23 protein-coding genes and 1 tRNA gene are annotated in these 21399 nt (G+C 66.4%); 15 read left to right on the forward strand and 9 right to left on the reverse strand.

Annotated elements, in window-relative coordinates:
- Nucleotides 1–29 precede the first annotated feature (29 nt).
- Together Q7V45_RS05155 and Q7V45_RS05160 are read left to right on the forward strand one after the other, a co-directional pair.
- Entirely contained in the window at nt 30–440 is a 411-nt protein-coding gene (locus Q7V45_RS05155; RefSeq protein WP_304848050.1) for a hypothetical protein, read from the forward strand.
- A gap of 78 nt (nt 441–518) precedes the next feature.
- The gene (locus Q7V45_RS05160; RefSeq protein WP_304848053.1) at nt 519–2216 is read left to right on the forward strand and encodes an amidohydrolase family protein; all 1698 of its coding nucleotides are present in this window, start codon (nt 519–521) and stop codon (nt 2214–2216) included.
- 17 nt (nt 2217–2233) lie between these two features.
- Here Q7V45_RS05160 and Q7V45_RS05165 read toward each other — a convergent pair whose 3' ends face one another.
- The 4 genes from Q7V45_RS05165 to Q7V45_RS05180 all read right to left on the reverse strand — a co-directional run bounded on the left by Q7V45_RS05165 (nt 2234) and on the right by Q7V45_RS05180 (nt 5091).
- Nucleotides 2234–3640: an adenylate/guanylate cyclase domain-containing protein gene (locus tag Q7V45_RS05165; RefSeq protein WP_304848056.1), complete on the reverse strand. Its 1407-nt coding sequence runs from the start codon at nt 3638–3640 to the stop codon at nt 2234–2236.
- A 22-nt stretch (nt 3641–3662) separates the two neighbouring features.
- Entirely contained in the window at nt 3663–4103 is a 441-nt protein-coding gene (locus Q7V45_RS05170; protein WP_304848059.1) for a cupin domain-containing protein, read from the reverse strand.
- A gap of 52 nt (nt 4104–4155) precedes the next feature.
- Nucleotides 4156–4539: a hypothetical protein gene (locus Q7V45_RS05175; RefSeq protein WP_304848062.1), complete on the reverse strand. Its 384-nt coding sequence runs from the start codon at nt 4537–4539 to the stop codon at nt 4156–4158.
- Between the two features lie 117 nt (nt 4540–4656).
- The gene (locus Q7V45_RS05180) at nt 4657–5091 is read right to left on the reverse strand and encodes a hypothetical protein (protein ID WP_304848065.1); all 435 of its coding nucleotides are present in this window, start codon (nt 5089–5091) and stop codon (nt 4657–4659) included.
- A gap of 78 nt (nt 5092–5169) precedes the next feature.
- On the opposite strand from Q7V45_RS05180, the gene Q7V45_RS05185 reads away from it, so the two are divergent.
- The 6 genes from Q7V45_RS05185 to Q7V45_RS05210 all read left to right on the forward strand — a co-directional run bounded on the left by Q7V45_RS05185 (nt 5170) and on the right by Q7V45_RS05210 (nt 10239).
- Complete coding sequence (locus Q7V45_RS05185) at nt 5170–6063, forward strand: 2-hydroxyacid dehydrogenase (RefSeq protein ID WP_304848068.1); 894 nt, start codon at nt 5170–5172, stop codon at nt 6061–6063.
- 113 nt (nt 6064–6176) lie between these two features.
- Nucleotides 6177–7412, forward strand: coding sequence for a GTP cyclohydrolase II (locus Q7V45_RS05190; protein ID WP_304848071.1), 1236 nt, complete (start codon nt 6177–6179; stop codon nt 7410–7412).
- Entirely contained in the window at nt 7405–8574 is a 1170-nt protein-coding gene (locus Q7V45_RS05195; RefSeq protein ID WP_304848073.1) for a DUF1688 family protein, read from the forward strand. The genes Q7V45_RS05190 and Q7V45_RS05195 overlap by 8 nt, the downstream gene beginning before the upstream one ends.
- 20 nt (nt 8575–8594) lie before the next feature.
- Nucleotides 8595–9233 (forward strand): uracil phosphoribosyltransferase, encoded by a 639-nt coding sequence (gene upp / locus Q7V45_RS05200; RefSeq protein ID WP_304848075.1) that lies wholly within the window; start codon nt 8595–8597, stop codon nt 9231–9233.
- A 20-nt stretch (nt 9234–9253) separates the two neighbouring features.
- Nucleotides 9254–9649: an MAPEG family protein gene (locus Q7V45_RS05205; protein WP_304848078.1), complete on the forward strand. Its 396-nt coding sequence runs from the start codon at nt 9254–9256 to the stop codon at nt 9647–9649.
- Nucleotides 9650–9813: 164 nt separating this feature from the next.
- Complete coding sequence (locus tag Q7V45_RS05210; protein WP_304848082.1) at nt 9814–10239, forward strand: DoxX family protein; 426 nt, start codon at nt 9814–9816, stop codon at nt 10237–10239.
- Here Q7V45_RS05210 and Q7V45_RS05215 read toward each other — a convergent pair whose 3' ends face one another.
- From Q7V45_RS05215 to Q7V45_RS05225, 3 genes are read right to left on the reverse strand one after another with little or no spacing between them, the layout of a single operon-like run.
- Nucleotides 10240–10836: an NUDIX hydrolase gene (locus tag Q7V45_RS05215; RefSeq protein ID WP_304848085.1), complete on the reverse strand. Its 597-nt coding sequence runs from the start codon at nt 10834–10836 to the stop codon at nt 10240–10242.
- Nucleotide 10837: 1 nt separating this feature from the next.
- Nucleotides 10838–11596 (reverse strand): glucose 1-dehydrogenase, encoded by a 759-nt coding sequence (locus Q7V45_RS05220; protein WP_304848088.1) that lies wholly within the window; start codon nt 11594–11596, stop codon nt 10838–10840.
- A gap of 11 nt (nt 11597–11607) precedes the next feature.
- Entirely contained in the window at nt 11608–11925 is a 318-nt protein-coding gene (locus Q7V45_RS05225) for a multidrug efflux SMR transporter (protein ID WP_304848091.1), read from the reverse strand.
- 129 nt (nt 11926–12054) lie between these two features.
- Here Q7V45_RS05225 and Q7V45_RS05230 point away from each other — a divergent pair, with 129 nt between their 5' ends.
- The 6 genes from Q7V45_RS05230 to Q7V45_RS05255 all read left to right on the forward strand — a co-directional run bounded on the left by Q7V45_RS05230 (nt 12055) and on the right by Q7V45_RS05255 (nt 18122).
- A complete protein-coding gene (locus Q7V45_RS05230) occupies nt 12055–13845 on the forward strand; it encodes a peptide ABC transporter substrate-binding protein (protein ID WP_304848094.1) in 1791 nt (596 codons plus the stop codon).
- Nucleotides 13846–13903: 58 nt separating this feature from the next.
- Nucleotides 13904–14866, forward strand: a complete 963-nt coding sequence (locus Q7V45_RS05235; protein ID WP_304848097.1) for an ABC transporter permease — start codon at nt 13904–13906, stop codon at nt 14864–14866.
- Nucleotides 14832–15779: an ABC transporter permease gene (locus Q7V45_RS05240; protein WP_304848100.1), complete on the forward strand. Its 948-nt coding sequence runs from the start codon at nt 14832–14834 to the stop codon at nt 15777–15779. Before Q7V45_RS05235 ends, Q7V45_RS05240 begins: the two co-directional genes overlap by 35 nt.
- Before the next feature lie 72 nt (nt 15780–15851).
- On the forward strand, nt 15852–16763 hold the full coding sequence (locus tag Q7V45_RS05245) for an ABC transporter ATP-binding protein (protein ID WP_304848145.1): 912 nt from the start codon (nt 15852–15854) through the stop codon (nt 16761–16763).
- The gene (locus Q7V45_RS05250) at nt 16760–17776 is read left to right on the forward strand and encodes an ABC transporter ATP-binding protein (RefSeq protein WP_304848105.1); all 1017 of its coding nucleotides are present in this window, start codon (nt 16760–16762) and stop codon (nt 17774–17776) included. The genes Q7V45_RS05245 and Q7V45_RS05250 overlap by 4 nt, the downstream gene beginning before the upstream one ends.
- Before the next feature lie 64 nt (nt 17777–17840).
- Nucleotides 17841–18122, forward strand: coding sequence for a hypothetical protein (locus Q7V45_RS05255; RefSeq protein ID WP_304848108.1), 282 nt, complete (start codon nt 17841–17843; stop codon nt 18120–18122).
- Between the two features lie 409 nt (nt 18123–18531).
- Here Q7V45_RS05255 and Q7V45_RS05260 read toward each other — a convergent pair.
- Both Q7V45_RS05260 and Q7V45_RS05265 read right to left on the reverse strand, forming a co-directional pair.
- Nucleotides 18532–18620, reverse strand: a tRNA-Leu gene (locus Q7V45_RS05260).
- 45 nt (nt 18621–18665) lie between these two features.
- Nucleotides 18666–19811 carry an FAD-binding oxidoreductase gene (locus Q7V45_RS05265; RefSeq protein WP_304848111.1) on the reverse strand — a complete coding sequence of 382 codons (1146 nt, stop codon included), beginning with the start codon at nt 19809–19811 and terminating at the stop codon, nt 18666–18668.
- A 62-nt stretch (nt 19812–19873) separates the two neighbouring features.
- Here Q7V45_RS05265 and Q7V45_RS05270 point away from each other — a divergent pair, with 62 nt between their 5' ends.
- Complete coding sequence (locus Q7V45_RS05270) at nt 19874–21394, forward strand: AMP-binding protein (protein ID WP_304848115.1); 1521 nt, start codon at nt 19874–19876, stop codon at nt 21392–21394.
- The last annotated feature ends 5 nt before the right edge of the window (nt 21395–21399 follow it).

Below are 21399 nucleotides of genomic sequence, written 5' to 3' on the forward strand. Positions count from 1 at the left end.
TAGGCTGCAGTGTTACTTGGGGGAGTGGGATGAAACTGGGATTGATGGCGCTGGCCGTGGTCGCCGTAGCGTGTGCGGACGCCCGCCCGGCGGCAGCGCAACAGACGACCCATGGCTGCGCCTGCCTCAATAACCAGACGCAGGCGCAGATCAGCTATCGCTACAAGTGGGGCGAGGGCGAGTGGAAGACCATGCAGCTCAAGCCGGGCTACCGGAACTGGATTTGCTGGCAGTACCAGAACGCCCAGAAGAGTTCGCCGAACCTGCTCTTCCAGCTCGATGTCGACATGTCCAAGGGCAGCGCCTGGACGACCTATACGATCGCGCGCGTGCAGACCGTGGGCGCGAGCTGCGACGCGGTGGGGACGGGCGGCCAGTACAATGTGAGCTACCGGCCCAACACCAACAACGGATTCATCCAGGTGACGAAGCGCAACTGAGTTCTGTGCCGCGACCCGCTCGCGTTGACAGGCCGGCGGGACGCCCGCACGCTTCCGGCAAAACACCGGAGGAAACGAATGGCGCGCTTTGATCGCGTGATCCGCGGCGGGATGATCGTCGACGGCAGCCGGCTGCCGCGCTTTCGCGGCGACATCGGCATCAAGGACGGCCGCATCGCCGAGATCGGCCAGATCGCCGCCGGCGATGCCGACGAGGTCATCGACGCCGGCGGCCTGATCGTGGCGCCGGGCTTCGTCGACCTGCACACCCATTACGACGCGCAGCTCTTCTGGGATCCCTACTGCACGCTCTCCTCGTGGCACGGCATCACCTCCGTGGTGATCGGAAATTGCGGCTTCGGCTTTGCGCCGGTCCGTCCGGCCGAGCGCGAGCGCGCCATGATGTCGATGACGCGGGTCGAGGCGATTCCGATGGCCTCGATGAAGGAGGGCATGCCGTGGAACTGGGTGACCTTCCCCGAGTTTCTCGACAGCGTCGATGCCGCGCCCAAGGCGGTGAACGTCCTGCCCTATGTGCCGGTGTCGCCGCTGCTCATCTGGGTGATGGGCTTCGAGGCGGCCAAGGCGGGGAAGATGCCGACGCCGGAACAGCACGCCGAAATGAAGCGACTGCTCGGCGAGGCGATGGATGCCGGCGCCTGCGGCTGGTCGGCTCAACGCATGAAGCCGACCGGTCCGTCGGCGGTGCAGCGCGACTATGACGGCACGCCGATGCCGACCGACGTGATGCACGACGAGACCTGCCGCGAGTTCGCGCGGGTGCTGGCCGCGCGCAACGAAGGCTTCATGCAGATGCTGCTGATCTCGGGCGACAACTCGGCCGACCGTGCCTTCTACGAGGAGCTGTCGACCCTGAGCGGCCGGCCCATGATCATGAACGTGGTCCAGGCCTTCGATCACCGGCCCGAGATCCACCGGCGCTCGCTCGCCTGGCTGAAGAGCTGCCGCGAGCGCGGCATCCGGGTCGTCGGGCAGGGGCTCACCACCGATGCGGGGTTCACCTTCACCTTCGAGGACTGGAACCTGTTCGACGATTCCCAGGACTGGTGCGATGCCACGACCGGCACGCGCGAGGAGCGGCTGGCCAAGCTCGCCGATCCGGCGCGGCGCGCGAAGTTGCGCGAGAACCTGCCGATCACCGCGACGGGCCCGCTGCCGCAGATCGCCATCGTCGGACCCAAGACCGAGCGCAACAGGAAGTGGCTCGACCATACGCTGGCCCATGCCGGCGAGAAGATGGGCAAGCATCCGGTCGACGTCATGCTCGACATGGCGGTCGAGGAGAATCTCGAGACCGAGTTCTTCGCCGCCCCGCCCAACGGCAGCATCGAGTACCTGAAGGAGCTGGTCGACGATCCCTACATCCTGTTCGGAGTCTCCGACGGCGGCGCCCACACGAAGTTCCTCACGGCCGGCCGCTATCCGACCGAGACGATCTGCAAGGTGGTGCGCCAGCACGGCATGCTGAGCCTCGAGGACGTGCACTGGCGGCTGTCGGCGCTGCCGGCCGAGGTCGCGGGGTTCCGCGGGCGCGGCGTGCTGAAGAAGGGCGCGCCGGCCGACATTGTGATCTATGACTATGACGGGCTGAAAGTCCTGCCCGACGAGATCGCGCACGACCTGCCGGGCGGCGAATGGCGCCGCGTGCAGCGGGCGTCAGGCTACAAGTACATCCTGGTCAACGGCCAGGTGACGATGCGCGACGATCGCCCGACGAACACCTATTCGGGGCGGCTGCTGCGACATGGAGCCTGATGGCGGCCTGGTTGCGGCTAGGCAACCCAGACATCGATGGGGGCCGCCCGACCGCGCAGGCTGAGCGCCGGGACGTGTCGGAAGTCGCCTCTCACGTCGCCTGCGCTGCGAGACACGACCGCGTCGCTGGCGACGATCCGGCATCCGAGGCTGCGTGTCGCCGCCTCCAGCCGGCTGGCCACGTTCACCGTGTCGCCGAGCGTGGCGAATTCGAGCCGTCGCTCCGAGCCGATATTGCCGATGATGGCCGGACCGAAATGAACGCCGACCGAGATGCGCAACTGCGGAAGACCGGACTTCGCCAGTGCGGCATTGCCGGCCGCGATGCCGTCGACGATGTCCCGGGCGGCGGCAAGTGCGTTGGCGCAATCGGCAGGCGAGACCCGGGGCGTGCCGAAGGTCGCCATCACGCCGTCCCCGAGATACTTGTCGAGGGTGCCGCCGTTCGAGAAGATCGCCTCCTCGATGACGGCGTGACAGCTCCTGAGGATCCGTATCACCGTCTCGGGCTTCTCACCCTCGGCGAGCTGGGTGAAGCCCACGATGTCGGCGAACAGCACCGCGACGTCCTGCGACCGGACCGATCCGACCTCGCCGCTGGCGGACGCCAGTTCGTCCACGAGCGAGGGCGGAAAGTAGCGCGAGAGGTTGGCGCGTTCCGCTGCGATGCCGGCCTGGCGAATCAACAGGGCCGTCGAACGCTGCCCCCGAAGGGCGAGAATCGCCGCAACGAGGAAGAAGATGACCATCTCCTGTGCCCGGATCGGCCAGATCACGGAGTTCGGGTCGACGATGTGGCGCACGCCCGGCATGTCGGCGAAGGCTGCGGTGACCTTGCTGCCCAGTTCCGCGTCGGTCGTGCCGAATACGGCGACGCCCAGCACCGACAGGAACCAGATCAAGGCGGCGGCCACGCCCATGGTGAGGAGGGTGCGCCAGGAATAGGCGAGCGTCGCCAGCGCCAGGATGATGAAGAAGTAGGGAAACGTCTCGAAGCGATAGATCATGGCCGTCGGAAACGCCCCCGGCGCGAAGGGGTTCGGAACGGTGAGGACGATCGCCAGGAGCACAAGGTCCGCCAGGATCAGCGTGAGCTCGATGCGTGAATGGCCCACCGTCGCATGGCGCAGCTGCGCCCATCCCAGGGCAATGAACACCAGCAGAAAGGCGTGGAAGTAGAGAACGCTCCAGTTCGGGTTCTGGAAGGCGATCAGGACACCGCTCGCCACCAGCGCCACCGTTCGCGCCCAGGCGGCAATGCGCTGCCCTTCGAGCTTCTCCTTGCGCAGGGCCTCGACCAGGAAGGGGTTCTGGCGCGCGGCCAACTCTTCCTCGACGCGCCGGGAGCGCAGGATGCGGATGATGTCGGCAGCACCGGACGGCAGCATGTCGGCCTTCTTTCGCAGCTCTGTCAGCTCCACCATGGCGTCGGCGCTGCTCGGAAGATCACTCGACGACCGTCGTCTCGAAGTCGGCCGGCATGGTGATCTCGATCAGTTCGAGATCGTCGCTGTGGTCGATCTCCTTGTGCTTCACGCCGGGCGGTTGATAGACGGTCGAGCCGGCGACCAGCTTGTGCTGCCCGTAGCCTTCGTATTCGAAGATGGCCCAGCCCTTCAGGACGTAGACGAACTGGAACTCGAGCGCGTGGCTGTGGCGCGGCGCGTCGGGATGCTGGCCGGGCACGGCGCGGATGACGTGCGCGCCGACCTTGCCGCCGGTCAGCTCCTTCAGTCCCAGCGGGCGGTACTCGAAGAAGGGCCGCAGTCCGTCCTTCTGGAAGGAGTCGGGTCCGAGGTGGTTCACGATACCGGGGCCGCCGGTCGTCGTCGCGTCCTTGAGCTTGTCTTCCTCGGCTTCGCCGGTCGTCGGAAACAGATCGGGCATGCCATCCTCCATCTTGTGCTGGAGGCGAGCATGCCCTGTTACGCATGTCCGGTCAGCAGCGTGTGATCTCGCGCATCTGCCAGCATTGCACATCGCCTTCGATCGGCCGGCCGGAATTGCAGTAGTAGAGGTCCTTGTCCTTCTGCAGCCAAAGGCCGTTCGGCACCGCCGCCTTGATCTCGTACCCGGCCCTGATCAGGGTGATCGCCGACTGGCCCGGCATCGGCGTGTATTGAGTCAGGCACGAAGGAGCTGGAACCGGAGCCGGAGCCGGAGCCTGATTCGGGCGCGGGGCCTGGGCCTGAGCCTGAGCCTGGGTGTAGGTCTGGGTCTGGCCGGGCTTCGGACCGGTCGATTGCTGCGAATAGGCAATGGTTCCGGCGGCGATGGCGGCCACCGCGGCAAGCGCCACAGTGCCCGCGACGAGCATTTTCATGTCCAGCTCCTCGGTCCATTCCCCGACTTCGAACTGACGGGCCCGGCATCCCCACGCCGGCCCACCCACACGGGGCGGACGCTAGATATATTGCAGTGTTGGCGCAACCTTGAAAAGTTATTGCGCCGTTACCGAGATCGTCACGGTGTAGGTGGCCGAGTCGCGGCGACTATAGACAACCAGCAGATACGGCCCGGACTTGGGCAGGGCGCCGATCCAGGCGGCCGGCTCCTCGGTGGGGCCGGCGTCGTGCATGGGCTTGCCGTTCAGGGCGAGGGTCCCGTCGGGATTGGTGCGGGCGCCGGTGCCCGGCTCCCAGACCTGGAAGACGACGTTGTTGCCGGGCGACGTGACCATGACGTTCATCGTCTGGCCGGCCTGGCCCGGCACGTAGTAGAGCGCCCGCGCCTTGGTGTCGGCGAGGCTGCCGGTGACGGTTGTGCTGGTGGGCGCCGGCGACAGCGTCACGGTCCGGATGGCCGGAAGCTGCTGGGCGAAGGCGGGGGCAGCGGCGAAGATCGGCAGGGTGCCGAGGAAGAAGCGACGGTTCATGCCGCTACCCTAGCAGACAGTTCGCGCCCTGCGGACTATCGTCGGGGAAAACCGGGGAGGACGACCCTGCCGAAGACATTGTTCATCGATTCGACGCCCGACATCGACCGTGTGTGGAAGCAGGTCCACCGGCCGACGGACATTCCGATCGACGTCGGCATGGGGCCCGTCTCCGAGGAGGACGTGCCCGGCAAGGTCGCGGGCTATGACGCGGTCATCAACGACGCGACCTATTTCAGCGAGCCCACGCTTAAGCGCTGCACCGTGCTGAAGCACATCGTCTTCCTCGGCACCGGGGCCGCGAGCTTCGTCGACATCGCGGCGGCGGAACGACTCGGCATCAAGGTCTCGACCATCGGCGGCTACGGCGACACTACGGTCGCCGAGCATGCGATGGGCCTGGTCTTCGCCGCGGCCCGCCACATCGCGACCATGCACGGCATCGTGCGCGGTGGCGGCTGGCGGCCGATGCAGGGCATGGAGCTCAAGGGCAAGACGCTGGGCGTGGTGGGGTTGGGCGGCATCGGCCGCGAAATGGCGCGCATCGCCCAGGGCATCGGTCTCAGGGTAATCGCCTGCAACCGATCGGCCGTTCAAGGCGGCAGCGTGCCGACAGTGCCGATCGACGAGTTGCTGGCGCAGTCCGACATCGTGAGCCTGCATCTGGCGCTGAACGATGCGACGCGCGGCTTCCTCGATCGCGCGAAGCTGGAGAAGACCAAACCTGGCGTCCTCATCGTCAACACGGCGCGGGCAGGCATCGTCGACGAGCCGGCGCTGGTAGATCTGCTGCGCTCGGGCAGGATCGGCCACTATGCGACTGATGTCTTCGGCAAGGAGCCGCCCCTGCCGGAGGAGCCGCTGCTCGACGTCGACAACGTCACCCTGACGGCGCACGCCGGCTACAACACGCCCGAAGCCGCCATGACCATGTACCGGCGCGCCATCGACCTCGCGGCGAAGGGGCCGTGATCCTCGCGTCCATCGCGCAGATCGCGTTCGAAGCGTTGGACAAGCGTCTTCCTTTGGTCATCCGGCCGCTGTAAGCTTCATCGCTTTCCCGCTCCCGGAGGACCGGAAAGCAAATGGCGCACATCAGACTGAACACCCATCCCAGCCAGGGCGGCCAGCCGGCCCCTCCGGTGGTGTGGGGCGCGCGCGACCCCGCCGTGAGAGGTCCGGTCGTCGGCTCCGTCGGCCTCACGTCGCGCCGCAACGTCATCGGCGTTCATTCCGGCAGCTACGGCATCTATCGCGCGCTCGCCATCGCCGCGCAGGAACTCAAGGCCGATCACCGGCCGGACCTCACCAATACCTCGCCGGCCGTCGCCATCGGGCCGTTCGAGTCATGGTTCGACCCGAAGAAAATCGTGTCGCTCGATCCGTGGGGCCACCTGGTCTCCGAGGTGTTTGCCGACAAGCTGGCGGCAGGTTGGGACATAAGGCCCACCATCGCCATCACCAAGGCGCATGTGAACATGCCGGAGATCATGGAGGCGATGGCCGCCGGCCGGCTGAAGCCCGACAACGACATCCTGAGCGGCACCGGAGACGTGAAGGTGACCAAGGCGGCGATCGAGCCGGTCTGGTGGCTGCCCGGCATCGCCGAGCGTTTCGGCGTCAAGGAAGTCGACCTGCGTCGCACGCTCTTCGAGCAGACCGGCGGCATGTACACCGAGCTGGTGACGCGGCCCGACCTCGAACTGTTCCTGCCGCCGATCGGGGGCGCCACGATCTACTTCTTCGGCGACGTCTCGAAGCTCGGTCGTCCCGAGACGAAGATCGCCTGCCGCCTCCACGACGAGTGCAACGGCTCCGACGTGTTCGGCTCCGACATCTGCACCTGCCGGCCCTACCTGGCGCACGGCATCGAGATCTGCATCGAGATGGCCCAGAAGGGCGGCGTCGGCGTCGTCATCTACAATCGCAAGGAAGGCCGGGCGCTGGGCGAGGTGACCAAGTTCCTCGTCTACAATGCGCGCAAGCGCCAGCCTGGCGGCGATTCGGCGGCGCAGTACTTCAACCGCACCGAATGCGTGGCGGGCGTGCAGGACATGCGTTTCCAGGAGCTGATGCCCGACATTTTCCATTGGCTCGGCATCAGCCGCATCGATCGCTTCGCCTCGATGAGCAACATGAAATCCGATGCGTTGCGCGAGCAGGGCATCGAGATCGTCGAGCAGGTGCCGATCCCCGAGCACCTGATCCCCGCCGACGCGCTGGTCGAGATGGATGCCAAGAAGGCGGCCGGCTACTTCAGCCCGACCAAGCCTGGATCGAACGAATTGGCGCGTGCGAAGGGGAGAGGCCTGGATGAATGACAGGCGTGCTTCGGTGAATGATTCGCTGGCGTACCTCCGCACCCCCGTCGCCATCCGCGAGCGGGCGGCGAAGGTTCTGAAGTATGTCGTGGACGGGCAGTCGCAGTGGTTTCAGCTCGACGCCAACGGTTTGGAAACGGCCGTTCAGGCGACGCTCGCCGTCACGCGCGAGCGCTTCCCCAATCCGGCGGCGATCCCTTTCCATTCGCGCTGGCGGCATTTCGAATCGGGCGGCCGTGATCGATGGAGCGCGCTGGCCGAGCGGCTGAAGGGCCTGCCGCCCGAGGAGATCGCGCGGCGCCGGATGGACCTCGCGGTCGTGTCCGTCCTGCTCGATGCCGGCGCCGGTGCGGCCTGGAGTTATCGCGAGCCGGGGACGGACGAGACCTACGCGCGTTCCGAGGGCCTGGGCGTGGCAAGCTTTCATATGTTCGCCAACGGCGCCTTCAGCCGCGACGCCAAGGGCGATCCTCTGCGGGTCGATGCCGAGCGGCTGGCGAAGCTCACGCCGATGGATATCGCCATGGGCTTCCAGGTGAAGGCGCACAATCCGCTGTTGGGCCTCGAAGGCCGCGCCGAGCTGCTGCGCAAGTTGGGCGGCGTCGGGCTGGAGCGGCCGGGTGCCCTGTTCGACATCGTCGCCACCGGCGGCGAGGTGAAGGCGGAGGCCATCCTGGCCGCCGTGCTCGACAGGCTGTCGCCGATCTGGCCGTCGCCGCGCGGCGACGTCTGGGAGCATCCGGTGGTCGGGCTGGTGCCGTTCCACAAGCTTTCGCAATGGATGAGCTATTCGCTGGTCGAGCCAGTCGAGGGCGCCGGCCTGAAGGTCGTGGCGCTCGATGCGCTGACCGGCCTGCCCGAGTATCGCAACGGCGGCCTTCTGGTCGATGCCGGCGCGCTCCGGCCCAAGCAGCGCGTGCTGCTGGAGAAGAGCTTCGCGCCGGGCGACGAGGCGATCGTGGAATGGCGGGCGCTCACCGTCGCGCTGCTCGACCAGATCGCCGAGCATGTCCGCCTGCATCTCGGGATGGATGCAGCGCGCCTGCCGCTGGTGAAGGTGCTGGAAGCCGGGACCTGGTTTGCGGGGCGCCGGCTGGCCGCGGCGCGGCGGCCCGGCGGCGGCCCGCCCATCACCGTCGAGAGCGACGGGACGGTATTCTAGAGTTCCTGGGGGATAAGAAGATGTCATTGCCGCACTCGATCCATGTCGTTTCGCATCCGCTGGTGCAGCACAAGCTCACCAAGCTCCGCGACAAGGAGACGTCGAGCACGAATTTCCGCCGGCTGCTGCGCGAGATCGGATTGCTGCTGGGCTACGACGCCACGCGCGACCTGCCGACGGTGCAGACGCGCATCGAGACGCCGATCGAGGCGATGGACGCACCGCTGCTCGACGGCAAGAAGCTGGTGGTGGTGCCGATCCTGCGCGCCGGGCTCGGCCTCGCAGAGGGCGTTATCGATCTGGTGCCGCTGGCGCGTGTCGGTCACGTCGGCCTCTACCGGGACCCGCGCACCCTTCAGGCGGTCGAGTACTACCTGAAGATCCCGCAGGACATTTCCGACCGCGACGTCATCGTCTGCGACCCGATGCTGGCGACCGCCCATTCGGCCATTGCGGCGGTCGACCGGCTGAAGGAGTCGGGTGCCAAGCGCATCAAGTTCATCTGCGTGCTGGGCTCGGAGCAGGGCGCACGGGCGTTCGCCGAGGTCCATCCCGATGTCGCGGTCTTCGCGGCAGCCATCGATGCAAAGCTCAACGATCACGGGTACATTGTCCCGGGGCTCGGCGATGCGGGCGACCGTCTCTTCGGGACCAAATAACAACAACGGGAGAAGCGCCGATGTCTCCGGACCTGAAGTACCTCCTCTTCTCCGTGATCCTGACGTTCGGGCAGATGCTGGTGGCGGCGGTGGGCGCCAACCGGGCGGTCGGCCTGCCGACGCTGGCGGGCAATCGCGAGGGCGTGCCCGAGATCAAGGGATGGGCGGGACGCGCCAGGCGCGCCCATCTCAACATGGTCGAGAACATGGTGCTGTTCGCGGCGCTGGTCTTGATCGCGGCGGTCGCCGGCAAGGCCAACGCCATGACCGCGATGGGCACGGCGATCTTCTTCTGGGGCCGGGTCGCCTATGCGGTGATCTACGTCGCCGGCATCGCCTGGCTGCGCACGCTGGCCTGGTTCGTCTCGGTCATCGGCATGGTGCTGATCGCGATCGAACTGCTGAAGGCGATGTAGAGAAGAGTTCCGTCATCCTGAACGGAGCGCATGGGCTCCGCTCAAGACGACGTGGTCTTTTGAATTCTTCCCGGGCCTGGGCGGCCGCCGGGAAAGCAAACGGGGTGGAAGAAGGCGGCTTGTCGCCTTATCCTCGGCGAAAGCAGTCTCGGGGGAGAGTTTGCATGGGCCGCAACGACACGCCGCGTGTGATCGCGGCTTTCCTGGACAGCGGAATCGGCTGGTTTCTGGCCCGGCTGGTGCTGACCTTCGTCTTCTGGAGCGCGGGGCTCGCGCACCTGTTCGGCTTCGATCAAAGCGTCGCCGAGCTGAAGACGCTCGGCCTGGAGCCGGCGGGCTTCCTCAATGTCGTGCTGGTGGCCACCTTGCTCATCGGCTCGCTGCTGATCCTGCTGGATCGCTGGCTGTGGCTGGGCTGCGGCATCCTGAGCGGCTTCCTGGTGGTCGCCATCGTGATTGCCCATCCCTTCTGGACGATGCAGGAGCCCGCCCGCACGCCGCACTTCCGCGTCGCCATGGAGCATATAACCGTGATCGGCGGCTTCATGTGCCTTGCGATCGCGGGACGGCTGCGCGAATTGCGGCGGTAGCTAATCCAGCAGCGCGGCCAGCCGCTTGTCGCGCGTCTTGCGGGCGAAGGTGTGAAGCAACCACATCGCGCCGCTCTGGAAACCGTGCAAGGTGCGGCGCCCGTCGCGCAGTTCTTCGAGGAAGGTGGGAAAGGGCACTTCGTGCGTCACGATGACCTCGCCGTCGTCGAGCCTGGGCTTGGCGACCTTGCGTGCATCGAGGGCCACGAAACAGTACACGCGGTTGTTGAGCCGCGGCGCATTGGCGAAAAAGGCGCCGAGCGGGTGCCACTCCTCGCTGGCGAAGCCGGTTTCTTCCAGCAGCTCGCGCCTGGCCTGCTCGACCGGCTCGCCCGGCCCATCCTGAACGCCGCACGGCAGCTCGATCACGATCTCCGTCGCCCCGTGCCGATATTCCTCGACCAGGACGATATTGCCGTCGTGGGTGATCGCGATCGCGGTCACCCAGTCCGGCTGCTCGATGACGTGAAACGGCGTGAGCACGCGGCCGTTCGGCAACTCGACCGTGTCGGATCGCAACGCCAACCACCGGTCTCGATAGTTGTACTTCGAGTCCAGAACCTTCCAGGGCGCCACGGTCTTGCGGTCTTCCGCCACGTCAGACCGCCGTCCAGCCGCCGTCGACCACCAGTTCGGCGCCGGTGATGTAGGAGGACTCGTCCGACGCCAGGAACAGGATGGCATTGGCCACCTCGTCGACCTCTCCGGCGCGGCCGAGCGGCACACCCTTCAATGTCTTGGCGCGCTCTACCGGGTCGGCGGTGCGGCCGGAAGTGCGCATCGGCGGCATCAGGCCTGGATGCACCGAGTTCACGCGGATGCCCTCCCTGCCATGCTGCGCTGCAGCAGCCTTGGTGATCAGGCGAACGGCGCCCTTGGAGGCGTTGTAGCCGACATGGAGGTAGGACTGGCCCACGATGCCCGAGATCGACGACAGGTTGATCACCGAACCCGGGCCGCCGGTCTTGCGGATGGCGGCGATGCCGTACTTCATGCCGAGGAAGACGCCGGTCGAGTTGATGTCCATCAACCTGTGCCAAAGCGCCGTGTCATAGAGGTCCTCGGCCGCCGAACCCGAGATTCCGGCGTTGTTCACCAGCACGTTGAGGCCGCCATGGGCGGCGACGGTCCGGTCGATGGCGGCCTTCCACTCCTCCTCCTTTGTGACGTCGAGGTGCACATAGGTGGCCGTGCCGCCGGCCTTCCGGATCTCCGCGGCGACCGCCTCGCCGTCCTTGTCGAGCACGTCGGCCACCATCACGGCCTTGGCGCCCTCGCGGGCAAAAATACGCGCGGTGGCTGCACCCATGCCGCTCGCCGCGCCGGTCACCAGCGCGACCTTGTCCTTCATCCTCATGTTTTGAACCCTCAGGCCAGCTTGAGGCCGATGATGCCGGCCACGATGAGGCCGATCGACACGATCCGGATCGTCGAGACGGTGTCGCCGAAGGCCACGATGCCCACGGTGAAGGCCCCGACGGCGCCTATGCCCGTCCAGATCGCGTAGGCGGTGCCCATCGGGATGGTGCGCTGTGCCCACATAAGCAGCGCGCCGCTCACAACGATGGCAAGCGCGGCAAAAAGCAGCCACCCGGGCCGGAAGCCCTGATCCGTCCAGCCGAGTTTCAGCCCCACGGGCCAGCCGATCTCACAAAGTCCTGCGAGGAAAAGAGATATCCACGCCATCGAGTGTCTCCCTAGAGCAAGTGCTGTCATTGACGGCAGCGTTACAGCCTGTAACGATTGAGGATTGCACGCATCTTGCAGCATAGCGAGGGCGGCATTGGGATGGGCACCGATCTTGGGAGTTTTGAAATGAAGGAACGTGAACTGCGCGGCCTCGTCGGGAAGGTGAAGGCCGGCAAGCTGTCGCGACGTGGTTTCGTGCAGGCGATGATGGCCGTGGGCATCGGCGCGCCGGCGGCGAGCCAGATTCTCCTGTCGTCGGGCGTGGCGATGGCGCAGAGCCCGTCGACCTACAAGCCGACCAAGCGGGGCGGCGGCGGCCCCCTCAAGCTCCTGTGGTGGCAGGGTCCGACCCTGCTCAATCCGCATTTCGCGGTCGGCACCAAGGACCAGGACGGCTCGCGCCTGTTCTATGAACCGCTGGCGGCGTGGGATCCGGACGGCAACCTGAAGCCCAAGCTGGCGGCGGAGATCCCGACCAAGGAGAATGGCGGTCTTTCGGCCGACGGCCTGACGGTGACCTGGAAGCTGAAGCAGGGCGTCACCTGGCATGACGGCAAGCCGTTCACGGCCGACGACGTCGTGTTCAACTGGGAATATGCCAAGGACCCGGCGACGGCCGCCTACACGATCGCGTCCTACCAGGACGTCATGGTCGCGAAGGTCGACCAGTACACCGTGACGGTGAAGTTCAAGAAGCCGACGCCGTTCTGGGCCGATGCCTTCGTCGGAACGCGCGGCATGCTGATTCCGAAGCACCTGTTCGCCGACTATATCGGCGCCAAGTCGCGTGACGCACCGACCAACCTCAAGCCGGTCGGCACCGGCCCCTACATGTTCAAGGACTTCAAGCCGGGCGATCTGGTGACGGGCGTCATGAACCCGAACTACCACCAGGCCAACAAGCCGTATTTCGACAGCGTCGAGATGAAGGGCGGTGGCGATGCCGTCTCGGCGGCGCGCGCGGTACTGCAGACCGGCGAGTTCGATTTCGCCTGGAACCTGCAGGTCGAGGACGAAATCCTTTCGCGCCTCGAGAAGGGCGGCAAGGGTAGCGTCTCGGTCACGCCGGGCGGCAACATCGAGTTCCTGCTCCTGAACACGACCGACCCGTGGACCGAAGTCGACGGCGAGCGGTCGAGCCTGAAGACCAAGCACCCGACGCTCAGCGATCCGGAAGTGCGCAAGGCGATAGCGCTGCTGGTCGACAACAAGTCGATCCAGGACCACATCTACGGCCGCACCGGTCCGGCGACCCGCAACTTCCTGTACGGTCCGCCGCGTTTCGATTCCAAGAACAACCCGATCGAGTTCAACGTCGACAAGGCCAACGACATCCTCGAGAAGGCCGGCTGGAAGAAGGGCGCGGACGGCATCCGAGCCAAGGACGGCAAGAAGCTCAAGTTCGTCTACCAGACCTCGATCAACCAGCCGCGGCAGAAGACCCAGGCCATCATCAAGCAGGCGGCCCAGAAGGCGGGCATCGACATCGAGCTGAAGTCGGTGACGGCGTCGGTTTTCTTCTCGTCGGACGTGGCCAATCCGGACACCTACACGAAGTTCTACACCGACCTCGAGATGTACACGACGACCATGGGCCAGCCCGATCCGGGCACGCACATGCTGCAGTTCGTCTCGACGGAAGCCGCCACCAAGGCCAACAAGTGGCAGGGCCGCAACATCACCCGCTGGCAGAGCCCCGAGGCCGACAAGCTCTACCGCGAGACCGAGGCGGAACTCGATCCCGTCAAGCGCGCCGCCTCGTTCATCAAGTTGAACGATCTGGCCATCCAGAACCAGATCGTGATGGGCATCGTGCAGCGTCCGACGGTCTCGGCGCGGACCGCGAAGCTCAACTGCAACATCAGCGGCTGGGACAACAACACCTCGGACCTCAGCGACTGGTTCAAGGACGCCTGAGTGCGCTTCGCCCTCCCCGCCACGCGCGGGGAGGGCCTTCTTTTTGCAGGTCCATCGCGTGAGCAGGCAGTACGTAATCCGGAAGATCTTGATCATGATCCCGAGTCTGCTCGGGATCAGCGTCGTGCTTTTCGCCCTTCTGGCCCTGGCGCCGGGAGACCCTTTCGATGAACTGGCGACCAACCCGGCGGTGCCGCCCGAGGTGCGCGCCGCGCTGCGTGCCAAGTTCGGTCTCGATGATCCGGTCTGGATGCGCTACTGGCACTGGCTGATCGCGCTGCTGCAGGGTGACTGGGGTTTCTCCTTCGTCAGCCGCATGGACGTGAGCACGCTGATCATGCAGCGCCTGCCGGTGACCCTGATCGTCATCGGCGCCTCGCAGATCCTGGCGATCCTGATCGCCATTCCGGTCGGCGTGCTGGCCGCGACCCGGCCCTATTCGCTGTTCGACCAAATCGCCAACACCTTCGCCTTCATCGGCTTCTCGCTGCCGACCTTCTTCACCGGGCTGGTGCTGATCCTGGTCTTCTCGATCCAGCTCGACTGGTTGCCCTTCGTCTATCGCGCCGACATCGCCGCGACCGGCTGGGAGTTCTACTGGGAGCACATCAAGCAGTCGATCATGCCGGTCGCGGTGCTCGGCCTGTTCCAGGGCGCGGCGCTGGTGCGTTTCGTGCGTTCCTCGGTGCTCGACGTCATCCGCCTCGACTACGTCACCACGGCGCGGTCGAAGGGCATCGGCGAGCGCAAGGTCATCACCCGGCATGTCGTGCGCACGGCCCTGATCCCGGTGGTGACGCTCGTCGCCCTGCAGATGCCCATCGTCTTCAGCGGCGCCATCGTCACCGAGCAGATCTTCCGCGTGCCCGGCATCGGCTCGCTGCTGATCTCCTCGATGCTCGCCAACGATACCCCCGTCGTCATGGGGGTCACCTTCGTCTCGGCCTGCCTGGTCGTCATCTTCAACCTCATCGCAGATATCCTTTATGGCTGGCTCGACCCCCGCATCGCTTTCCGCTAGCGCTTCCGGCGGGGCACCCGCCGCGCGCAAGGCGCAAGGCTTCTCGCCCTGGCAGGAGGCCTGGCGGCGCTTCCGGCGGCACAAGATGGCGCTGGTCTCGGCCTTCGCCCTGGCCGTGATCCTGTTCGCCGTCCTGGCCGGTCCGTTCATCTGGCGCGTGCCGATCAACGAGATCGACTTCACCGCCAAGCTGCAGGGACCGTCCTGGACCCATCCGCTGGGTACCGACGACCTCGGACAGGACCTGCTCTCGCGGCTGATCTACGGCGGCCGCATCTCTATCGCGGTCGGCTTCGCGGCGATGGTCGTCGCCATCTTCTTCGGCGTGCTGGTCGGCGCCATCGCCGGCATGTCGAGCGGCCGGGTCGACGCGGCGCTGATGTGGGTCACCGACCTCTTCCTCTCGCTGCCGCAGCTTCCCCTGCTGCTGCTGGTCATCTACCTGTTCCGCGAACCGGTGAAGGGCGTGCTGGGCGTCGAAGGCGGCGCCTTCGTGCTGATCGTGGCCGTCATCGGCGGCACGCGCTGGATGTCCGCCGCGCGCCTGGTGCGCGCGCAGTTCCTCTCCCTGCGCGAAAAGGAGTTCGTCGAGGCGGCCCGCGCGCTCGGGGCCTCGCGTCTGCGCCAGGTGATGCAGCACATCCTGCCGAATGCGCTGGGGCCCGTGATCGTGGTCGCGACCATCGACGTCGCCGCCGCCATCATCGCCGAGTCGACGCTGTCGTTCCTGGGCCTCGGCTTCCCGTCCGACGTGCCGACCTGGGGCAGCGTGCTGCGCGACGCCAAGGACTATCTCGACATCGCGCCGCACTGGGCGCTGTTCCCCGGCGCCCTCATCTTCATCACGGTGCTGGCGATCAACTTCATCGGCGACGGACTGCGCGACGCGCTCGATCCGCGGCGTGTTCTCTAGGACTGGTGTAGCGTGGCCGAACCTCTGCTGGACATTCGCGGGCTAAAAACCTGGTTCAAGACCGACGACGGCATGGTGCGTGCCGTCGACGGCGTCGACCTGCACATCGACCGCGGTGAGACGTTGGGCGTCGTGGGCGAGTCGGGCTGCGGCAAGACCGTCACCGCCCGCTCGGTGCTGAAGCTGATCGACATGCCGCCCGGCCGCTTCGAGGCCGGGCAGATCCTGTGGCAGGGACGGGACCTGATCCCGCTGACCATGGACGAGATGGACAAGATCCGCGCCAAGGAGATCGCCATCATCTTCCAGGAGCCGATGACCTCGCTCAATCCCGTCTACACGGTGGGCGACCAGATCGCCGAGGTGATCGCGCTGCACCAGAAGCTGTCGCGCAAGCAGGCGATCGCCGGGGCGGCGGAGATGCTTCGGCTGGTCGAAATTCCCAACCCCGAGCGCCGCGTGCACGACTATCCGCACCAGTTCTCCGGCGGCATGCGCCAGAGGGTGATGATCGCCATGGCGCTTTCCTGCCAGCCCAAGCTGCTGATCGCCGACGAGCCGACCACCGCCCTCGACGTCACCATCCAGGCGCAGATCCTGGAGCTGATGCAGGAGATGAAGGAGCGGTTCGGCATGGCGATCATGCTGATCACCCACGCGATGGGCGTCGTCGCCGAGACCTGCCAGAGGGTGACGGTGATGTATGCCGGCAACGTCGTCGAGGAGGCCTCGGTCGGGGCGCTGTTCGGCGATCCGCGGCATCCCTACACGCAGGGCCTGATCCGCTCCATCCCGCGCGTCGACCGCTCGGCCGAGAAGAAGCAGCGGCTCGAGGCCATCGCCGGCACGGTGCCGAACCTGCTCGACCCGCCGCCGGGTTGCCGCTTCGCCGCGCGCTGCAAGTTCGCCATGGATATCTGCACCCAGGGCTTGCCGCCCCTCAAGGAAGTCGGACCCGGGCATTACGTGAGGTGCGTGCTGTGAGCGCCCCCGTTGCATCCCCGGCGACCGTGACGGCTCCGGACGCCGCCAGGCCGCTGCTCTCGGTCCGCGACCTGCGCAAGCACTTCGCGATCCGCGGCGGAATCCTCTCGCGCGTGGTCGACAAGGTCCATGCCGTCGACGGCGTCAGCTTCGACATCAAGGCCGGCGAGACGCTGGGCGTCGTGGGTGAATCCGGCTGCGGCAAGTCGACGACCGGCCGCTGCATCCTGCGCCTGATCGAGCCGAGCTCCGGCGAGGTGTGGTTCCAGGGCGCCGACGTCATGAAGATGGACCACAACGCGCTGCAGGCGATGCGGCGCGACATGCAGATCATCTTCCAGGATCCCTATGCGTCGCTCAATCCACGCCTCACGATCGGCGCCATCATCGGCGAGGCGCTGATCATCCATAAGCTGGTGAAGTCGCGCCAGGCGATGGAAGATCGCGTCGTGCAGCTTCTCGAGACGGTGGGGCTGCGACCCGACCACATGCGCCGCTTCCCGCACGAATTCTCGGGCGGCCAGCGCCAGCGCATCGGCATCGCCCGCGCGCTCGCCGTCGAACCCAAGCTGCTGATCTGCGACGAGCCGGTCTCGGCGCTCGACGTGTCGATCCAGGCGCAGGTCATCAACCTGCTGGAGGACCTGCAGGAAGAGTTCGGCCTCACCTACCTGTTCATCGCCCACGATCTCAGCGTGGTGGAACACATCTCCACGCGCATCGCGGTGATGTATCTCGGTCGCGTCGTCGAGATCGCGCCGGCGGCGGAACTCTACGACACGCCGATCCATCCCTATTCGGAAGCGCTGCTGTCGGCCGTGCCGATCCCCGACCCGACGATCAAGCGCAAGCGCATCATGCTGGAAGGCGACGTGCCCAACCCGATCCGCCCGCCGTCGGGCTGCCACTTCCACACCCGCTGCCCGATCGCGCGCCCCGACTGCAGCCAGCGCTCTCCGGTCCTCGAGGAGAAGCGCCCCGGTCATTGGGCGGCGTGCCACTACCGGGATTAGCGCTGCTCCCTTTCGCAGATTGGGGACGCCGGCTAGAAGTCTGGCCCCAGCAGGCGAGGCTCCCATGTCAGAGGACAGCAGCAAGAAGGCGAGTGCGATCCTCACCGAGAACGAGGAAGCGCTGTTTCAGATCATGAAGATCGTCATTGCGACCGTCGCGGCGGGCGACGTGGTCAAGGGCAAGCAGCTGGACGAACAACTCACCTATCTGAAGAACGCCTTCTATTCGAACGGGAAGAAGAAGGCGGCGATCATGACGGAATCGATCCGGATCGCGGCCTTCGCCTCGAGCCGCGATGCTGCTCGTCTGGCAGGCTTGCGGGGAACCCCGAAGGGAAACGCCTAGAGTCTTTCCGCTTCAAGTCGACCCGCACCCCCTCATCCTGAGAGGCCGGCCGGAAATGAATGCAGCTAAAACAAGAGGCTATGAACAGCCCTGATAACCTCACCCTGAGGAGCATCGCGCAGCGATGCGTCTCGAAGGGTGGGAACGTGCACCTTGCCTGTTGCCCACCCTTCGAGACGCGCCGCTTCGCGGCGCTCCTCAGGATGAGGTAAGTGCTTGAATCGATTCAATTCATTTCCGGCCAGACTCTGAGGAGCGGCCCCCTCGAATACCTCGGGGTAAACTCCGGACCGCGTCTCGAAGGATCGGCAACAGACGAGCTGCTCGTGCCCATGCTTCGAGACGCGCTCCTGTGGAGCGCTCCTCAGCATGAGGTTGGTGTTGACGTTGACTGAGCGTTCCGCACCCTTGGTGCCCCCGGCCGGACTCGAACCGGCACGATCCTTTCGGATCAAGCGATTTTAAGTCGCTGGCGTCTACCAATTCCGCCACGGGGGCCTGCGGGGGCGACCATAGTCAGGGTCGATTCCCATGTCATCCCGGTCAGGCGTCGTCGGGCACGGTGAAACGGGCAGGCGACAGCGAGTCTTCGGTGACACCGAGATCGGCGACCTCTGCCGGCAGGGGCTTGGCCAGCGCCAGCGCGGCGGCGAGCTGGCCGGCGGCGTAGCCGGTCTGGATGCCGTAGCCGCCCTGGCCCGCCAGCCAGAAGAAGCCCTCGACCTTCGGGTCGTAGCCCGCGACCAGGTTCTTGTCGTGCACGAAGGAGCGCAGGCCGGCCCACTTGTTCTTGATGCGCCGGATCTGCAGCGTGCTCGCCGTCTCGATGCGTTCGACGGCGGTGGCGACGTCGATTTCCTCGGGCTGGGCGTCGCAGGGCGGCGAGGGCGTCTCGTCGGCGAGCGAGCCCAGGAACTGCCCGACCTCGGGCTTGAAGTAGAAGCTCTCGTCGAAGTCGATCAGCATGGGCAGCGGCCCGAGGTCGAGCCCTTGCGGGGCGTCGAAGGTGAAGGCGGTGCGCCGCTTCGGCACCAGCCCGACCGGCACGCAGCCGGCGAGGCCGCCCAGCACGTCGGCCCAGGCGCCGGCAGCGTCGATGATGTTGGCGGCGCGCACCGTTTCGCCGTCGCGCAACACCAAGGTCCACATCCCGTCGAGGCGGGTCAGGCCGGTGACCTCGGCGTTCAGCCGCAGCATGGCGCCTGCTGCGCGCGCGCCCTTCAGGAAACCGCCGTGGATCGCCGCCACGTCCATGTCGTCGGCTTCGGGCTCGAACACCGCGCCCCCGCCGACGGCTTCCGGCTTCACGATGGGCAGGCGGCGCAGCACCTCTTCCGGCTCCAGCCAGCGGACCGAGGGCACCAGCCGTGCATAATCCGCGGCGGCTTCCTTCACGGCCGCTTCCTGTCCGGCATGGCCCGCGACCAGCGCGCCGCGCGGCGTCAGCAGGGGATGGTCGGCGAAGCCCGGCGGCGGATTGCGATAGAAGCGGCCCGAGGCCACGGTGATGGCGCGGATCTGGGCGCTGCCATAGGTCTCCGAATGCAGCGCGGCGGAGCGGCCCGTCGTGTGATAGGCGGGCACGTTCTCGCGCTCGAGGATGATCACCTTCGCATGGGGGGCGAGGTGATAGGCGACGGAGACCCCGGCGATGCCGGCGCCGACGATGGCGAAATCGAAATCCTGCATGGGCGGCACATTGCAAGGTCGATGCCGCGCCTGCAATAGTCGCACGCGAGGAAACGAGGCCCATGAACATCGCCCATCTGCTGCTGGGCTCCGCGCAGGAGTTCCGCGATCTGCCTGCGCTGGCCCGCGGAGCGTCGACGCACCTCACCTATCGGGAGCTGTGGCGGAAAGTCTCGGTGATGAGCACGCACTTCGCCGCCCGGTTCGGGCTCGCGCGTGGCGACCGCGTGGCCTTCGCCATGGCCAATTGCGTCGAATCGATCGAGGTCATGTACGCGATCTGGCATGCCGGCCTTTGCGCCGTGCCGATGAACGCCAAGCTGCATGCCAGGGAATTCGCGTTCATCCTGGAGAATTCGGGCGCCAAGCTCTGTTTCGTGACGCCCGACCTCGCCGACACGATCGCCGAGGCCGCGCGGGAGGCGCCCGAACTGAAGGAGATCGTCGATGTCACGACGCGCTCCTACAGCTTCATGGCGGTGGGCGATCCGAGCCCGATCACCGATGCCCAGCCGACCGACCCGGCGTGGCTGTTCTACACGTCGGGCACCACCGGACGCCCCAAGGGCGCAACGCTGACGCACCGCAATCTGCTGGCGATGACGCTCAACTACTTCGCCGACGTCGACCGCCCGCCGCCGGGTGGCTCGATCGTGCATGCCGCCCCGATCAGCCACGGCTCGGGCCTGTGGAACTTCCCGATGCTGGCGCGCGGTTCGGTGCAGGTCTTCCCGGAGAGCGGCAAGTACGAGGTGCCGGAGACGGTCGAGCTGATGAACCGCTGGCCGCAATGCTCGATCTTCCTCGCGCCCACCATGGTGAAGCGGCTGATCGAGCATGGCAGCGTGGCGGAGCTGAAGCCCGAGGCGCTGCGGCTCATCACCTATGGCGGCGCGCCGATGTACGTCTCGGACCTCAAGCGCGCGCTCGACCTGCTGGGCAACAAGCTGATGCAGCTCTATGGCCAGGGCGAGAGCCCGATGACCATCACCCATCTCAGCCGGGAGTATCATTGGGACCGCACCCATCCATGCTGGGAGCAGCGCCTGGCATCGGCGGGACGCGCCGACACCTGCATGGAGGTGAGGGTGGTCGACGAGACGGGGCGCCCGCTTCCCGTGGGTGAGGTCGGCGAAATCATCTGCAAAGGCGATCCCGTGATGGCGGGCTACTGGAACAATCCCGAAGCCACGGCGCGCTCGCTGCGCGACGGCTGGCTGTGGACCGGCGATGTCGGCGCCTTCGACGAGGAGGGGCTGCTGACGCTCAAGGACCGCTCCAAGGACATGATCATCTCGGGCGGCTCCAACATCTACCCGCGCGAGATCGAGGACGTGCTGAACCTCCATGCCGGCGTCGCCGAATGTTCGGTGGTCGGCCGGCCGCACCCGGAATGGGGCGAGGAGGTCGTGGCCTTCGTCGTGACGCGCGGCGGCCAGTCCCTGTCGCCAGCCGAGCTCGACAAGCTCTGCCTCGACAACATCGCCCGCTTCAAGCGCCCCAAGGACTACCGGTTCATCGAGGCGCTGCCGAAGAACAACTATGGCAAGATCCTGAAGACGGAGCTGCGGAAGCTTCTCTGACGTGC

Source organism: Reyranella sp. (assembly GCF_030651995.1).
Classification (GTDB): Bacteria; Pseudomonadota; Alphaproteobacteria; order Reyranellales; family Reyranellaceae; genus Reyranella.

Coding starts and splice junctions, on each gene's coding strand:
- Q7V45_RS05155 (WP_304848050.1), top strand. CDS start 30: ATGAAACTGGGATTGATGGCGCTGGCCGTGGTCGCCGTAGCGTGTGCG.
- Q7V45_RS05160 (WP_304848053.1), top strand. CDS start 519: ATGGCGCGCTTTGATCGCGTGATCCGCGGCGGGATGATCGTCGACGGC.
- Q7V45_RS05165 (WP_304848056.1), bottom strand. CDS start 3,640: ATGGTGGAGCTGACAGAGCTGCGAAAGAAGGCCGACATGCTGCCGTCC.
- Q7V45_RS05170 (WP_304848059.1), bottom strand. CDS start 4,103: ATGCCCGATCTGTTTCCGACGACCGGCGAAGCCGAGGAAGACAAGCTC.
- Q7V45_RS05175 (WP_304848062.1), bottom strand. CDS start 4,539: ATGAAAATGCTCGTCGCGGGCACTGTGGCGCTTGCCGCGGTGGCCGCC.
- Q7V45_RS05180 (WP_304848065.1), bottom strand. CDS start 5,091: ATGAACCGTCGCTTCTTCCTCGGCACCCTGCCGATCTTCGCCGCTGCC.
- Q7V45_RS05190 (WP_304848071.1), top strand. CDS start 6,177: ATGGCGCACATCAGACTGAACACCCATCCCAGCCAGGGCGGCCAGCCG.
- Q7V45_RS05195 (WP_304848073.1), top strand. CDS start 7,405: ATGAATGACAGGCGTGCTTCGGTGAATGATTCGCTGGCGTACCTCCGC.
- upp (WP_304848075.1), top strand. CDS start 8,595: ATGTCATTGCCGCACTCGATCCATGTCGTTTCGCATCCGCTGGTGCAG.
- Q7V45_RS05205 (WP_304848078.1), top strand. CDS start 9,254: ATGTCTCCGGACCTGAAGTACCTCCTCTTCTCCGTGATCCTGACGTTC.
- Q7V45_RS05210 (WP_304848082.1), top strand. CDS start 9,814: ATGGGCCGCAACGACACGCCGCGTGTGATCGCGGCTTTCCTGGACAGC.
- Q7V45_RS05220 (WP_304848088.1), bottom strand. CDS start 11,596: ATGAGGATGAAGGACAAGGTCGCGCTGGTGACCGGCGCGGCGAGCGGC.
- Q7V45_RS05225 (WP_304848091.1), bottom strand. CDS start 11,925: ATGGCGTGGATATCTCTTTTCCTCGCAGGACTTTGTGAGATCGGCTGG.
- Q7V45_RS05230 (WP_304848094.1), top strand. CDS start 12,055: ATGAAGGAACGTGAACTGCGCGGCCTCGTCGGGAAGGTGAAGGCCGGC.
- Q7V45_RS05240 (WP_304848100.1), top strand. CDS start 14,832: ATGGCTGGCTCGACCCCCGCATCGCTTTCCGCTAGCGCTTCCGGCGGG.
- Q7V45_RS05245 (WP_304848145.1), top strand. CDS start 15,852: ATGGTGCGTGCCGTCGACGGCGTCGACCTGCACATCGACCGCGGTGAG.
- Q7V45_RS05255 (WP_304848108.1), top strand. CDS start 17,841: ATGTCAGAGGACAGCAGCAAGAAGGCGAGTGCGATCCTCACCGAGAAC.
- Q7V45_RS05265 (WP_304848111.1), bottom strand. CDS start 19,811: ATGCAGGATTTCGATTTCGCCATCGTCGGCGCCGGCATCGCCGGGGTC.
- Q7V45_RS05270 (WP_304848115.1), top strand. CDS start 19,874: ATGAACATCGCCCATCTGCTGCTGGGCTCCGCGCAGGAGTTCCGCGAT.